A 12,369-nucleotide genomic window follows, 5' to 3' on the forward strand; every position below is an offset into this window, starting at 1 on the left:
CCTGCTCGCGACCCAGTTCATCTACTCGTTCTAACACTTTGCGTCGAAGTGAGGTGCCTCTCGACAGCGTCGTCGGGTGCCTGACGCAATGCTCTGCGCTCAGCGCTTTGCGTGCTGCTTTTTTATCTGCGCTTCACAGAACGCCGTGAAATGCCGGACAACCTGTCTCGGCTTCATGTTACGCGACTGTGCAATGCCCAACGTGGCGGCTGTCACATCGTCCTTGAACCGTTTGACGACGAAATCCTCGCCGTCCACGGTATGGGTCGATTTGAGCGGAAAGTTCAGGATGCTGTATCCGAGACCATTCGCCACCATGCCGCGTACCACTTCGGGTTGTGCGGACTTGAACGCCGGGACCGGACGCTCGCCCACCGCGTCGAATAGCGCCGCAAAGTATTCCCGGCTATGGGGCAGGTCCAGCATCACGTAGGGCTCTCCCACCAGATTCGCAAGCGCGATCGAACGATGCTGCGCGAGGTGGTGGGTCTTCGGCAAGATGACGTACGGAGGCAGCGTCAGCATCGGCAGGAATTCGATGTCGTCGGTCAGATCGATGCTGTAGGTCAGTGCGAGGTCGAGCGATCCATCATGCAGGCCCGTGAACAGATCTTCCTGATGCGCTTCCAGCGTCTGGAATACGACACCGGCATGCTGGGAGATAAATTGGCTGATCAGGCCCGGCAGCAACGGCGGGGCAAGCGAAACCAGACAACCGAGCGCGATACCGCCTGATATGCCGGTGTCCATCCCGCGCGCAGCGACTTGCAACTCCTCCGCATTCTTCAGAAGGTCACGCGTCTTGCCGAGCATCTCGCGCCCCGCCTGGGTCAGGGAAAGCCCGGAGGCGTGGTGACGGATGAACAGTTGCACGCCAAAAGACTCCTCCAGCTCGGCAATCGCCGTAGAAATGGAGGGCTGCGAAATGTGCAGGACCTTTGATGCACCGGTAAAAGACAGCGCTTCTGCCGTCACGACAAAGTATCGCAGTTGGCGCAGCGAATACCGAAGCAGTGGGCTTTCCATTGACCTGTTCCCTTGAGAAAAATCATCCCGGAGGCGCCGGGCACGGCGCTCGGCTTCGTGCTGATTATCGCGCGCTTTGCATAGCTAAAACAGATGATTTGCATTTTTTAAATGTGTTTTTCAGATGACATGTTTCCACGTAGATTTCTTTCATCGGTAGATCCTGGAAGGAGATAGGCATGACAGTTGAAAGGACGTTAATAGACACGCTGGTCGTCGGCGCAGGCCAGGCCGGCGTGGCCATGAGTGAACACCTGAGCAAACTCGGGGTGCCCCACCTCGTTCTCGAGCGCGATCGTATCGCTGAACGCTGGCGCACGGGACGGTGGGATTCGCTGGTTGCCAATGGCCCGGCCTGGCACGATCGTTTTCCAGGAATGGAGTTCGACGATCTCGACCCCGACGCCTTCGCTCCGAAAGAGCGGGTTGCGGACTATTTTGAAGCCTACGCCAGGAAGTTCAACGCCCCCATTCGCACGGGCGTGGAAGCGACGAAAGTTGTACGCAATACGGGCCGGCCGGGGTTCACAATCGAAACGACCAAGGGCGTGATCGAGGCCAACCGCGTGGTTGTCACAACCGGACCTTTTCAGCGCCCGGTTATCCCGCCGATCGCGCCTGAAACCGGCAAGCTCACCCAGATCCATTCAGCCGACTACCGCAACCCTGGGCAACTTCCTGCGGGGGCGGTTCTGGTAGTGGGTGCCGGGTCGTCGGGCGTGCAGATCGCGGATGAACTGCAGCGCGCGGGCAAGAAAGTTTACCTCTCGGTTGGACCGCACGATCGTCCTCCACGCGCTTATCGCGGCCGCGACTTTTGCTGGTGGTTGGGCGTTCTCGGCGAATGGGACGCGGAGGTCATGAGACCGGGCAAGGAACATGTGACCATTGCCGTAAGCGGTGCGCGTGGCGGCCACACGGTCGACTTCCGGCGTCTTGCGAATCAGGGCATCACGCTCGTGGGTTTGACGAAATCGTTCGACGACGGCGTAGTGACCTTCGAATCGGATCTTGCCGACAATCTTGCTCGCGGTGACGAGAACTATCTGTCGCTGCTGAATGCCGCTGATGCCTATATTGCCCGCAATGGTCTTGACCTTCCGGAAGAACCTGAAGCCCGCAACATGCTCCCGGATCCGGAATGCGTGACGCATCCCCTTCCTGAACTCGACCTGGCCGCGGCCGGCGTTACCTCGATCGTTTGGGCAACGGGCTACGCAGTCGATTACAGCTGGCTGTATGTCAACGCTTTCGACGCAAACGGTAAGCCGCGGCATCAGCGCGGGGTGTCGACCGAGCCTGGCGTTTATTTCCTGGGGCTGCCGTGGCTGTCGCGTCGTGGCTCCGCTTTCATCTGGGGCGTCTGGCACGACGCCAGGCATATTGCCGACCATATCGTCACGCAGCGCAAATATCTCTCCTACCGTGATGCCTCGGAACGCCAGGCAGAAGACGGTTGCGAGATCTGCAAGGCGGATTTTCTTTCTGAGTATTGAGGTGAACTGATGAGCAAACCGACCCACACCCGTATCCGCATGTTCAACACCAAGGATACCTACCCGAACCAGACGCTGGATAACGATCTCTGTCAGGCCGTGCGCGCCGGCAATACCGTCTATGTGCGCGGCCAGGTGGGCACCGATTTCGACGGCCGTCTGGTCGGGCTCGGCGACCCGGGCGCGCAGGCCGCGCAGGCAATGAAGAACGTCAAGCAACTGCTGGAAGAGGCGGGCAGCGATCTATCCCATATCGTCAAGACTACAACCTACCTGATCGACCCGCGATATCGCGAGCCGGTGTACCAGGAGGTCGGCAAGTGGCTTAAGGGCGTGTTCCCCATTTCCACCGGGCTGGTTGTGACCGCGTTGGGTCAGCCGCAGTGGCTGATGGAGATCGACGTGATCGCGGTGATTCCGGATGACTGGAAGCCGAACCAGGCCTAAGGATCAGGACATGACCTTCTCTATCATCGGACGTTGCCCGGAAACCGGGCAGCTTGGAATCGCCATCAGCTCCTCCAGTATCGCGGTGGGCGCTCGATGCCCCTGGGTACGCGCAGGGGTGGGTGCGGTGGCGACCCAGAACGTCACCCTGCCTGCACTCGGTCCACAGATCCTCGACTTCCTCGAAAGTCAGCGGATCGAGCCTGCGGCGGCGCTGGACCGCGCGCTTGGCGCCAACGCGTGGAGCCAGTATCGACAGGTGACGGTGATCGATGGCCAGGGCCGGACCGCGTTCTTCAGCGGTCAGGAAGCACTGGGTTTGCATAACGCTGTGGCGGGTGAACAGTGCGTCGCCGCTGGCAACCTATTGGCGAGTGTTCAGGTCATCGAGGCGATGGTTCAGGCGTTCGAGAATGCGCCAGGGATGCTTGCCGATCGGCTGCTGGCGGCGATGCATGCCGCGATGACGGCAGGGGGTGAGGCCGGGCCCGTGCACTCGGCGGCGCTCAAGGTAGCCGGCGAAGTGACATGGCCGATCATCGATCTGCGGGTCGACTGGGCGGACGAAGATCCAATCGGTCAACTGGATGGTCTCTGGCAAGCCTACCGGCCGCAGATGCAAGACTACCTGGCGCGGGCCTTGAATCCGACCGCTGCGCCGAGCTACGGGGTGCCGGGCAATGAGTGAAATGTCCAGCCGTGCGCTGCTCGAACGGCTGATCGGGTTCGCTACGGTCAGTCGGGACTCCAACCTGGAACTGATCGCTTTCATCCAGCATTACCTGGCGGAGCTTGGTGTGGAGAGCGAGCTTTTCTACAACCCGGAGCGCACCAAGGCCAACCTGTTTGCCACCATCGGTCCTCGTGACCAAGGTGGCATTGTGCTTTCCGGCCATACCGATGTGGTGCCGGTGGATGGCCAGGCCTGGACGGTGGAGCCGTTCCGTCTCACCGAGAGAGACGGGCGGTTGTATGGTCGCGGCGCGGCTGATATGAAGGGCTTCATCGCCTCGGTGCTAGCGGCGGTGCCGGTTTTTCTCAAGCGGCCGCTGAAGCTGCCGGTACACCTTGCCTTCTCCTATGACGAGGAAGTGGGATGCCTCGGTGTGCGGCCGATGCTGGCGGAATTGGAAAAGCGTCCGCACAAGCCGCGCCTGTGCCTGATCGGCGAACCTACCGAGTTGAAACCGGTGCTGGGTCACAAGGGCAAGCTGGCAATGCGCTGTCAGGTGAAAGGGGCTGCCTGTCACTCGGCCTACGCACCCTATGGCGTCAACGCAATCGAATACGCGGCGCGGCTGATCGGCCGGCTGGTAGAGATCGGTGCGCAACTGGCAAGGCCCGAACATCACGATCAGCGTTTTGATCCGCCGTTCTCAACGGTGCAGACCGGCGTAATCAAAGGGGGACGTGCGCTGAATATCGTCCCGGCTGAATGCGAATTCGATTTCGAGGTACGCGCCCTGCCAGGTTTCAGTGCCCATGAGGTGGCCGATGAGCTGCAGACCTTTGCCGAGGCCGAGCTGCTGCCGAAGATGCGTTCAGTGCAGCCCGATACCGACATTCGCTTGCAGCCGCTGAGTGCCTACCCGGCATTGGCCACCTCGCCGGACAGCGAAGCGGCACGCCTGCTGGCAGTGCTGAGCGGCTCCACCGAGTTCGGTACGGTGGCCTTCGGCACGGAGGGGGGACTGTTCGACCAGGTGGGCATTCCCACCGTGGTCTGCGGACCGGGAAGCATGGATCAAGGACACAAGCCGGACGAATTTATTACCCTCGATCAGCTGACCCGCTGCGATGCAATGTTGGCACGCCTCGCCGAATACCTTTGGCGCCCCGTCTGATATTCAGACGAGGTTCGCCATGAACCGGATGCGCATTCACCGTCGCATAGGATGGGTGCGGCGCCTCGTCGGAGTTCTGACGCTTCTCATGTTCGCCATGCATCATGAACGCGCTATTGAAACGGATTCTGCACGACGCCCGGTTTCGCATCCGGCTCATCCTTCACCTTTGCCGGCAAACTGGTCTGCGCCTGCAACGCAGCCACCACCGCGTCGATTGCGTCCTTCAGCGCCAACGCAGCCTTTAATCCGCGTTGGTCCTGAGTCAACGCCAGCGTTCCGTTCAGGACCACGCGCGTGGTGCTGTTGCTGACGGTGAACGCATCGCCCTGGATGTTGAGCACGTCGTCATCGTTTGAATAGGGTTTAAACACCTTTCAGTCCTCCCGGTCGCTGATCTTTGAGATTCTCCGGAATGCCCGGAAAACGGATGCCCGATGCCGTCTCGAGTTCGTGAATCGTCCTGATGTCGTAGTGGTTGGTCGAGACATTGTCGACTACCACCGCGAATGCCATCTGCCGGGACGGCACGTAGACCACCTTGAACAATTGTGTCGGCACGAAGACGCGCGTCGGTCCGATGGTCTGCAATTGCTGGCCGTTGAAAATCGGCCCGGTGACGACATAAGTATCGTCGTATGACATGGCGATTTTACGCACCGACGTTTCGATACGGGCCCACAAACGCTGATTGTTCTCGCGATTTTGCGGGACGACGTTCGCCAGCGAGAACGATTGTGCCATCGCCTCCTGATTCCAGCGATTGCCTGCCGGGCTCATATGACCGCGATCGAAGCCGCTGCGTTTATAGTCCGCGAGCGTTGCGCCTTCACCGTCGGGCAAACGCGCGTCTTCGAAGAATTTGTTGGTACGCACCATGTCTCTGGCGGCTTCGATATGGTCGCGCGTCAGATGCTCGGCGGACCACAACGGACCGTGCGTGATACCTGAATGCAGCACCGCGAAATCGTTATAGCAGAGCATGCGCGTTCTCGGCGCCATCTTCTGATTGATCAGAACCGGCCATTGCGCATTCGGGGTGAACTGGGTACAGGAAGGTGCTGCGCTCGCGTGAGCGGCAACAGCGAACAACAGGCAGGCAAACCACTTCTTCATGTGTCGGTCAGTTGAAGGATCGGGGGCGCAAGTATAGCGTCGCGAGCCTGTATCGAGCGACGTGGAACGCGGAAGAATGCGGGGAAGGAGGTGGCTTTTACACGACGCCGGCGCAGATGAAAATGCTGCGAGTGATAGAAGCGCGCGGCGCACGGTAAAAACCGTTGCACCAAAAAAAACGGGCCGCTTTGCAGCGACCCTAATGCGTGGAATTCAAACTCTACGCACGCAAACTTAAGACCGACTTAAACCCGCGGCAAGCAGAAAGCAGAAAGCAGAAAGCAGAACGGGAAACGTATGCCAACAGTCGAACGCGCAAACAATCCCACCCACGCACGCGCATAGGCGGCACAGTTGGGACAGGCGGAAATTTCGACCGACGAAAAAAAGCGCCGAAACCTAATTGCCGAATACGCTGTGCTCGGCGTGCACATTCTGCCGATCGACAGCTTGCAAGCGCCAGAAGCCGCTGGTTGGCGCGCGTGCCGGTAAGGCTGTCCACGCTGCGGCACCTTGCGCCGCGCTGACGCCTTGTTTGCGATCGACATGCAAGCCGCGCAACGTGCATAGCGGCGCGTCCGTGCTCGGCGCACAGAGCGTGGTTACGCCGTTGTCGTCATGTAACTCGCCCCATGGGGGCAAATCGATCCCTTGATGCGCTTCCCTCGACCACCGATGTTCGTCGGTGTCGAGCCACAACACAGCGTAGTCGTGATTGACGGTGGGATCGGAACCGTTGATGAGGATGGTCAGGCGCATGGCAGTTCCGTACAAAGTGCGAAGTAATGCTTAACCAGTCTATGTCGCGACGCGTGTTATGCAAGGCAAAATGGCACGACGATCGGGCACGAAAAACATTCGCACCGATGTCGTGCGGTAGCCTCTGGACGGCGCGATCTGCTACCGCGCTCTCTATCAGGCCAGATCCAGCGTAGCCGTCAAATCGCCAAGTGGCGCCAGGCCATTCTGCGCAAACGCCCGATCGCGTGCGATAACGCCATCGAGCGGCGCCAGCCCGTGCACCCGGCTAATCAGGCGAAGAATCGAATTAGTGTCGTACACCGTATGATCGACGTACCCCTTCTTTGCCAACGGCGAAATCACCAATGCGGGAATCCGCGACCCCGGCCCCCAGCGGTCGCCCTTCGGCGGTGAGACCGGATCCCACCAGCCGCCGTTTTCATCCACCGTGACGATCACGACCGTATGGGCCCACTGCGGGCCGCGCTGAAGATGCTCGATCACATTCGCGATGTGACGATCCCCCGACGCGACGTCCGCGTAGCCCGCGTGCATGTTCAAGTCGCCCTGCGGTTTGTAGAACGTGACCGCCGGCAAGCGTCCCGCATCGATATCGGCAATCAGCCGATTGGTGGCGGCGTCGTCGCCGAGACCCGCGTCGCGCAGATACTTGCGTCGCGCGGCCGTGCCCGGCGCGTAATTGGTGAAGTAATTGAACGGCTGATGGTGATACTGGAAGTCAGGCACGGCGCCCGTGTCCTGATGCTCCAGTGCGTATTGCCACGCACCGCTGTACCAGGCCCAGTCGACGCCCTTGTCCGTCAGACGGTCGCCAATCGTCGCGAAGTTTTGCGGCGGCAGCACGCGCGGATTCGACAGGTCGGCGAAGGCGGGATTGCCGCCTTCAGCAGGACGCACATTGCTCGGCTGGTAGGGCGGCGCCATCGTGTTGACGGCGTAGCCGTCGGCGGTAAACGCGCCGTCGTTGATGAATTTCGGCGGACCGTCGAGCGCGGACGCGGGCGAGTCGGCCGCCAGTTTTAGCCGCGTGCCGGTCGGATCGTCGCCTTCGACGACCGAGACCATCTTCTTCGCCGGACTGTTCTGGATGTCCGGATAAAAGGGGGCCTGCGCCGAGATCAGAAAGATGTGGTTCAGCCACGAACCGCCGAAGGCCGCCATGAAGAAGTTGTCGCACAGCGTGTATTGCTGCGCGAGATTCCACAGACGCAGCGTGTCGGCGGAGCTGCGGTAGTGCCCCATCACCAGGCCGCCGGAGTCGCCCCATGCGGCGAACTGGTTGTTGCGCCCGGCGTTGATCTGCATCTGGTTCTGATAGAAGCGATGCACCAGATCGCGCGTGATCACGCCGTTCGGCAGCGGCGCGCCCTGCGCGTCGGTGATATGGAATGGGCCGTTGCGCAGATTGCCGATATCTTTCTGACCGATCATGTAGCGCTTACCGTCTACCTCCTGCGCTTGCGGCACGAGGCCGCCCCAGATTGCCGGCAGGCGCGGCAGCGGTGTCTTGCCGTCGCGGTCGAGTTGCAGATAACGCTCGGCGCTCACTGTGTCGAGTGGATGCTGGACGCCGGGAAAGTTGCCGTAAAGATTCGCGAAGCTGCGGTTTTCGGCGTAGATCACCACGATCTGCTTGACCTGGTCGCGTAGTGCCGCGTCGAGCCGCAAGTCCGCGGCACTGCGCGGCGCCGTGTCGCCCGCGGTACTTTGCTCGGTCTTGCAACCGGTCAGCGCGAGTCCGATGCCGACCGCCGCGAGCCCGGTCAGGACACGGCGGCGCTCGGGATCGTCGGGGGCATCGTTGGGGTTCGGCGGCAGGGTCGAGTCGTTGTCTGTCATCGGTATCTCGCGAAGTTTGCGTGACGGGCGCTTTACAGCCAGATAGCTGCCCCTCGGGGCGGCGTGCGCGCGGCACCGGGTTCAAATACGGAGTGGCCGGAAGGGTCCGGCACTGCTAAGGCAATCGCCGCTTCACACGCCAACTGCTATGCGTCGAGTCGACGGCGAGCAGAAGCCAATGTCTGGCGTCCACGGGATGACGCTTCTGCGTAGCGTAACCGTCAACGGTCAATTCGAGTTCGTCGAAAGTCCGCCGATGGCAGGTGGCATGCGCACCGGAGCCGTCCGCGAATTCGACTATCGCCGCGGCCGCGCGGGCCGGCTCGGGCAGGTGGGCGATATGCACTGCGCAGCCCGGATAAAGATGTGAATCGGCAACCTGGATCTGAACGGAATCGGACATGAGCGTAGTCTCCGGACGCCTGGCGGCAGCCAAAGCGCGCCAGTGAAACCTCGCGCGATGGACCGCTTCAAAAGGATAGCACCGCGCGAAACGAAAATGCCCGCCGTTTGCTTCGCGCTATCATGTTGATCTGTATCCGATGAACAGCAGAGACAACGGCAAAAGACGGCAGCCAAGATGGCAAAAGAAGAGCAGACAGGAGCGGGACGCAAGCACGCGAAGCCACGCGGCGCGACAGGGGCGACTCCGCAAAACGAGGCGGCCCGGTCCCAGGCGGACGGCGCCGATTTCCCCGATTCCACCGATGAAGAGAGCACCGGCGGATCGACTTATCTCGTGCCAGGGTTAGAGCGCGGCCTGCGCATCCTGGCCGAATTCAGTGCGCGCGAGCCGATTCTGGGCGCGCCCGAATTGTCGAAGCGCATCGGCATTCCGCGCACCACGACATTTCGTTTACTGCAAACGCTCGAAGCTTTAGGTTTTCTCGAGCGCGTCAATGGCGACCGCTATTTCCGCTTGAGTGTCGCCGTGCTGCGACTCGGTTTCGAATACTTGAGTTCGCTCGAGCTGACCGACGTCGGTACGCCGATTCTCGAACGTTTGCGCGACGCGACCGGCCTCAGTACGCATCTGCTGATCCGCGATCAGCGTGACGTGGTGTTCGTCGCCAAGGCCCAAACCCATGAGCCGATGTTCAGTTCGGTGAAGGTCCATGTCGGGACGCGTCTGCCCGCGCATGCCACGGTGCATGGCCAGGTGCTGATGGGCGATTTGAGTTTCGAAGAATTGCGGCAGTTGTACCCCGAGCCGCAACTCGAACGTTTCACGGAACGCACGCCCGCGACTGTCGAAGAACTGTATGGAAGAGTGCGCGAAAGTGCGGCGCTCGGCTATGCGCTGAGTGAAGCGTCTTTTGAAAGAGGGATTTCGGTCGTGAGCGCGCCGGTACGCGATCAAAGCGGCAAGATCACGGCGGCGTTGACGGTCACCATTCCGCGTTCCGATATCGGCGAAGCGGAAGAACGCGAACCGCTCGTCATCGCGGTTTGCCAGGCGGCGCTCGAATTGTCCGAGCGTCTCAGCTATCGTCCGCGACCGGATGATCCGACCGCGGCGCAGGCGCGTCGCAGACCGGTTGCGGCGAACTGATCCGGTTTTTCCTGCTGCTTCTGCTTATGCTCATGGCAAACGGCCCGGATGCGAAAGCATCCGGGCCGTTTGCATTACATCATTCGCATCGCAGGCATCACTTACATCAGAACGAATGGTGGATGCCCGTCAGGAAAATCGTCTGATTCCGACCGCTCGACACGCCCGCCGTAAAGAACGCGGCGTCCGTATTCGAACCCGCGCGCTCATACAGCGCATTCACGTACAACTGCGTCGACTTCGACAGCGCGTAGATATCGCCGATCTCGAACTGCGTCCAGCGATGGCCCGCCATCGTCGTGGTTGCGGCACCGCCGGCGACGCTGTTGAACGGCGTGAACTGATAATTCGCGCCCGCGTCGTAGCTCTGATACGTGTCCGAATGGCCGGCCGATTCCAGCTTCACACGCGTGTACAAAGCGTGCACCAGCAGCTTGCCGAACTGGTATGACGCGCCCGCGCCCATGTTCTCGACCTTGTCCGCCGTGTAGTTCGCCGCGGCGACGCCCTGGAAGGTGTTGATGCCTGTCGTCACGATCGACGGCGTACGATCGTGCTCATTCGCGTAAGTCGCGCCGGCCTTGAACGGACCGTTCGCATAGGTCAGCGCAAAGCTCAGCGTCTTGCCGGTCGAGAAGTTGGTCGTGTTGCCGAGACCCATCATCGCGCCAACCGAAAAGCCGGCGAAACTTGCCGAGCGAAACTTCACTGAGTTGTCGAACGGCACTACGCCCGTGTCGGCGAGTTCGTCGATGTTGCCGGGGTGAAACGCGTACCAGCTCGCAGCCAGAAAAGCCGTGCTAAAGGGATCCAGCACGTCGAAGCTGAACGGCGTCTGATGGCCGAGCGTCACCGTGCCGAACTGGTCCGAACTCAGTCCAACAAAAGCCTGACGGTTGAACAGCGTGCCGGCCTTGGCGAATGCCCCCGTGTTCGTATAGAAGCCGTTTTCCAACTGGAAAACCGTCTTCAGACCACCGCCCAGATCCTCGACGCCCTTCAGGCCCCAGCGATCAGGCTGCATGTTGCCCTGTTCCTCGATCCACTTCGAATGGCCACCCGCATTGCTGATGTACGCAATACCGGCATCCAGGCTGCCGTATAGCGTCACGCTGCTTTGCGCCCAGGCGCCGGTCGTTGCGCAGATTGCCGTCAAGCCGGCCGCCGCAATGATGTGCTTCACCGTTGGTTCTCCTGATCACACGACGAACAGCTCACGCCGATTTCGTCATCCCTGATCCTTGCTTTGGGTTGAATGCAGCTTCGGGTTTATGCGCCAAAACTGCTCCGCTATTTGTTCCACCTATGGGCGTTTGTGTCGCCTATGGAAAAGTATAGTGAGTCTGGCGGTGGTCAAAATAAATTTTCGGACCCCGTACAAACCCGCATGAGGGCTTCTGCATTTGTCTGAAAATTATCAGGAAAACCAAGCCCATAAAGGCTCTTGAGCCGTCAAGGCCATTTATTCCCGTTCACGCAAAGCTGTGTTGTGAACGCCACAGTCGGTGTTTTCCCCTACCAACCCAGATTTTTATTTTCTCAAGCCAAAGCCGCTCCTATAATTATCCATACACGAACTGATGTTCCTTGTATGGAACATAAGGCTTCAGGAGAAGGCGAGAAATGACTGAACAATGGCGCTGCGCCGGCCATGCCGGCGACCTGTCCGAAGACGCGCCGCTCGAGTTCAAACTCGACGGCACGGAAATCGGCATCTACAAGGTGGGCGATGCGCTGTACGCGCTGGAAAACGTCTGCCCCCATGCGTACGCGTTGCTGACGCAGGGCTTTGTCGACGGCGATACCGTCGAATGCCCGTTGCACGAAGCCGTGTTCCATATCCCGACCGGCAAATGCTTGAAAGAGCCCGGTGGCCGCGACCTGAAGATGTACTCGGTGCGCCTCGCCGGCGAAGAAATCCAGATCAAGGTGGAATGACATGCGAGAGCAAATCGTGAACTTCAATCCCTTCCTGAAGCCGTGGCTCGCGCCGCAGCCGAACAACGTCGCCGGCAAGGGCGTGATCGAAAAGCCGGGCGAGACCGAAAACTTCATCTGGCAAACGCGTAAGGCGGAGCCGACCCAATACGAAAACGACTTCGGCGATGCGCTCGAACAGGTTTTCGAAGCCGGCGCGACTGAGTTGCAGGAAGTCGTCGACGGTTTGAACCGCGTGGGCTTCCGCACGCCGGAAGGCAATGCGTGGGACGCCGACCGCCTTGCCGCCGAATTCCGCCTGCTCGCCGAATAAGCGCGCTTTTCCGCATACGTCTTATCGCTTTCGTCT

14 protein-coding genes are annotated in these 12,369 nt (G+C 60.4%); 7 read left to right on the forward strand and 7 right to left on the reverse strand.

Going from position 1 to position 12,369, the window contains the following annotated elements; genetic code table 11:
• Positions 1-99 precede the first annotated feature (99 nt).
• Positions 100-1,026, reverse strand: a complete 927-nt coding sequence (locus PQQ95_RS09145) for a LysR family transcriptional regulator (RefSeq protein ID WP_408437011.1) — start codon at positions 1,024-1,026, stop codon at positions 100-102.
• 179 nt (positions 1,027-1,205) lie between these two features.
• On the opposite strand from PQQ95_RS09145, the gene PQQ95_RS09150 reads away from it, so the two are divergent.
• The 4 genes from PQQ95_RS09150 to argE are packed head-to-tail and all read left to right on the forward strand — an operon-like array spanning position 1,206 to position 4,813.
• Positions 1,206-2,522: a flavin-containing monooxygenase gene (locus PQQ95_RS09150; RefSeq protein WP_408437013.1), complete on the forward strand. Its 1,317-nt coding sequence runs from the start codon at positions 1,206-1,208 to the stop codon at positions 2,520-2,522.
• A gap of 9 nt (positions 2,523-2,531) precedes the next feature.
• Positions 2,532-2,969: a RidA family protein gene (locus PQQ95_RS09155; RefSeq protein ID WP_408437014.1), complete on the forward strand. Its 438-nt coding sequence runs from the start codon at positions 2,532-2,534 to the stop codon at positions 2,967-2,969.
• Between the two features lie 10 nt (positions 2,970-2,979).
• Positions 2,980-3,657, forward strand: a complete 678-nt coding sequence (locus PQQ95_RS09160; protein ID WP_408437015.1) for a DUF1028 domain-containing protein — start codon at positions 2,980-2,982, stop codon at positions 3,655-3,657.
• On the forward strand, positions 3,650-4,813 hold the full coding sequence (gene argE, locus PQQ95_RS09165) for an acetylornithine deacetylase (RefSeq protein ID WP_408437017.1): 1,164 nt from the start codon (positions 3,650-3,652) through the stop codon (positions 4,811-4,813). Before PQQ95_RS09160 ends, argE begins: the two co-directional genes overlap by 8 nt.
• Before the next feature lie 113 nt (positions 4,814-4,926).
• Here the strand turns inward: argE and PQQ95_RS09170 are convergent, their stop codons facing one another.
• The 5 genes from PQQ95_RS09170 to PQQ95_RS09190 all read right to left on the reverse strand — a co-directional run bounded on the left by PQQ95_RS09170 (position 4,927) and on the right by PQQ95_RS09190 (position 8,933).
• A complete protein-coding gene (locus PQQ95_RS09170; RefSeq protein ID WP_408437018.1) occupies positions 4,927-5,187 on the reverse strand; it encodes a hypothetical protein in 261 nt (86 codons plus the stop codon).
• Positions 5,180-5,929, reverse strand: a complete 750-nt coding sequence (locus PQQ95_RS09175) for a DNA/RNA non-specific endonuclease (RefSeq protein ID WP_408437020.1) — start codon at positions 5,927-5,929, stop codon at positions 5,180-5,182. The genes PQQ95_RS09170 and PQQ95_RS09175 overlap by 8 nt, the downstream gene beginning before the upstream one ends.
• A 399-nt stretch (positions 5,930-6,328) precedes the next feature.
• Positions 6,329-6,688, reverse strand: coding sequence for a DUF3564 domain-containing protein (locus PQQ95_RS09180; RefSeq protein ID WP_408437021.1), 360 nt, complete (start codon positions 6,686-6,688; stop codon positions 6,329-6,331).
• Positions 6,689-6,844: 156 nt separating this feature from the next.
• Positions 6,845-8,530 (reverse strand): acid phosphatase, encoded by a 1,686-nt coding sequence (locus PQQ95_RS09185; protein ID WP_408437023.1) that lies wholly within the window; start codon positions 8,528-8,530, stop codon positions 6,845-6,847.
• Between the two features lie 115 nt (positions 8,531-8,645).
• Positions 8,646-8,933 carry a hypothetical protein gene (locus PQQ95_RS09190; RefSeq protein ID WP_408437025.1) on the reverse strand — a complete coding sequence of 96 codons (288 nt, stop codon included), beginning with the start codon at positions 8,931-8,933 and terminating at the stop codon, positions 8,646-8,648.
• 177 nt (positions 8,934-9,110) lie between these two features.
• On the opposite strand from PQQ95_RS09190, the gene PQQ95_RS09195 reads away from it, so the two are divergent.
• The gene (locus PQQ95_RS09195; RefSeq protein WP_408437026.1) at positions 9,111-10,082 is read left to right on the forward strand and encodes an IclR family transcriptional regulator; all 972 of its coding nucleotides are present in this window, start codon (positions 9,111-9,113) and stop codon (positions 10,080-10,082) included.
• A 106-nt stretch (positions 10,083-10,188) separates the two neighbouring features.
• Here the strand turns inward: PQQ95_RS09195 and PQQ95_RS09200 are convergent, their stop codons facing one another.
• The gene (locus PQQ95_RS09200) at positions 10,189-11,265 is read right to left on the reverse strand and encodes a porin (protein WP_408437027.1); all 1,077 of its coding nucleotides are present in this window, start codon (positions 11,263-11,265) and stop codon (positions 10,189-10,191) included.
• 440 nt (positions 11,266-11,705) lie between these two features.
• Between PQQ95_RS09200 and PQQ95_RS09205 the strand changes: the two genes are divergently transcribed.
• Positions 11,706-12,020, forward strand: coding sequence for a non-heme iron oxygenase ferredoxin subunit (locus PQQ95_RS09205; RefSeq protein WP_020068683.1), 315 nt, complete (start codon positions 11,706-11,708; stop codon positions 12,018-12,020).
• Between the two features lies 1 nt (position 12,021).
• On the forward strand, positions 12,022-12,333 hold the full coding sequence (locus tag PQQ95_RS09210) for a recombinase-like helix-turn-helix domain-containing protein (RefSeq protein WP_408437029.1): 312 nt from the start codon (positions 12,022-12,024) through the stop codon (positions 12,331-12,333).
• The last annotated feature ends 36 nt before the right edge of the window (positions 12,334-12,369 follow it).

The sequence above is a fragment of the Paraburkholderia caffeinilytica genome (assembly GCF_046030355.1).
GTDB classification, from domain to species: Bacteria; Pseudomonadota; Gammaproteobacteria; order Burkholderiales; family Burkholderiaceae; genus Paraburkholderia; species Paraburkholderia caffeinilytica_B.

What these genes read in the sequence shown, in the direction of transcription:
- PQQ95_RS09180 (WP_408437021.1), bottom strand. Translation starts at nt 6,688, where the DNA reads ATGCGCCTGACCATCCTCATCAACGGTTCCGATCCCACCGTCAATCAC.
- PQQ95_RS09185 (WP_408437023.1), bottom strand. Translation starts at nt 8,530, where the DNA reads ATGACAGACAACGACTCGACCCTGCCGCCGAACCCCAACGATGCCCCC.
- PQQ95_RS09160 (WP_408437015.1), top strand. Translation starts at nt 2,980, where the DNA reads ATGACCTTCTCTATCATCGGACGTTGCCCGGAAACCGGGCAGCTTGGA.
- PQQ95_RS09205 (WP_020068683.1), top strand. Translation starts at nt 11,706, where the DNA reads ATGACTGAACAATGGCGCTGCGCCGGCCATGCCGGCGACCTGTCCGAA.
- PQQ95_RS09210 (WP_408437029.1), top strand. Translation starts at nt 12,022, where the DNA reads ATGCGAGAGCAAATCGTGAACTTCAATCCCTTCCTGAAGCCGTGGCTC.
- PQQ95_RS09175 (WP_408437020.1), bottom strand. Translation starts at nt 5,929, where the DNA reads ATGAAGAAGTGGTTTGCCTGCCTGTTGTTCGCTGTTGCCGCTCACGCG.
- PQQ95_RS09190 (WP_408437025.1), bottom strand. Translation starts at nt 8,933, where the DNA reads ATGTCCGATTCCGTTCAGATCCAGGTTGCCGATTCACATCTTTATCCG.
- PQQ95_RS09195 (WP_408437026.1), top strand. Translation starts at nt 9,111, where the DNA reads ATGGCAAAAGAAGAGCAGACAGGAGCGGGACGCAAGCACGCGAAGCCA.
- PQQ95_RS09155 (WP_408437014.1), top strand. Translation starts at nt 2,532, where the DNA reads ATGAGCAAACCGACCCACACCCGTATCCGCATGTTCAACACCAAGGAT.
- PQQ95_RS09150 (WP_408437013.1), top strand. Translation starts at nt 1,206, where the DNA reads ATGACAGTTGAAAGGACGTTAATAGACACGCTGGTCGTCGGCGCAGGC.
- argE (WP_408437017.1), top strand. Translation starts at nt 3,650, where the DNA reads ATGAGTGAAATGTCCAGCCGTGCGCTGCTCGAACGGCTGATCGGGTTC.
- PQQ95_RS09145 (WP_408437011.1), bottom strand. Translation starts at nt 1,026, where the DNA reads ATGGAAAGCCCACTGCTTCGGTATTCGCTGCGCCAACTGCGATACTTT.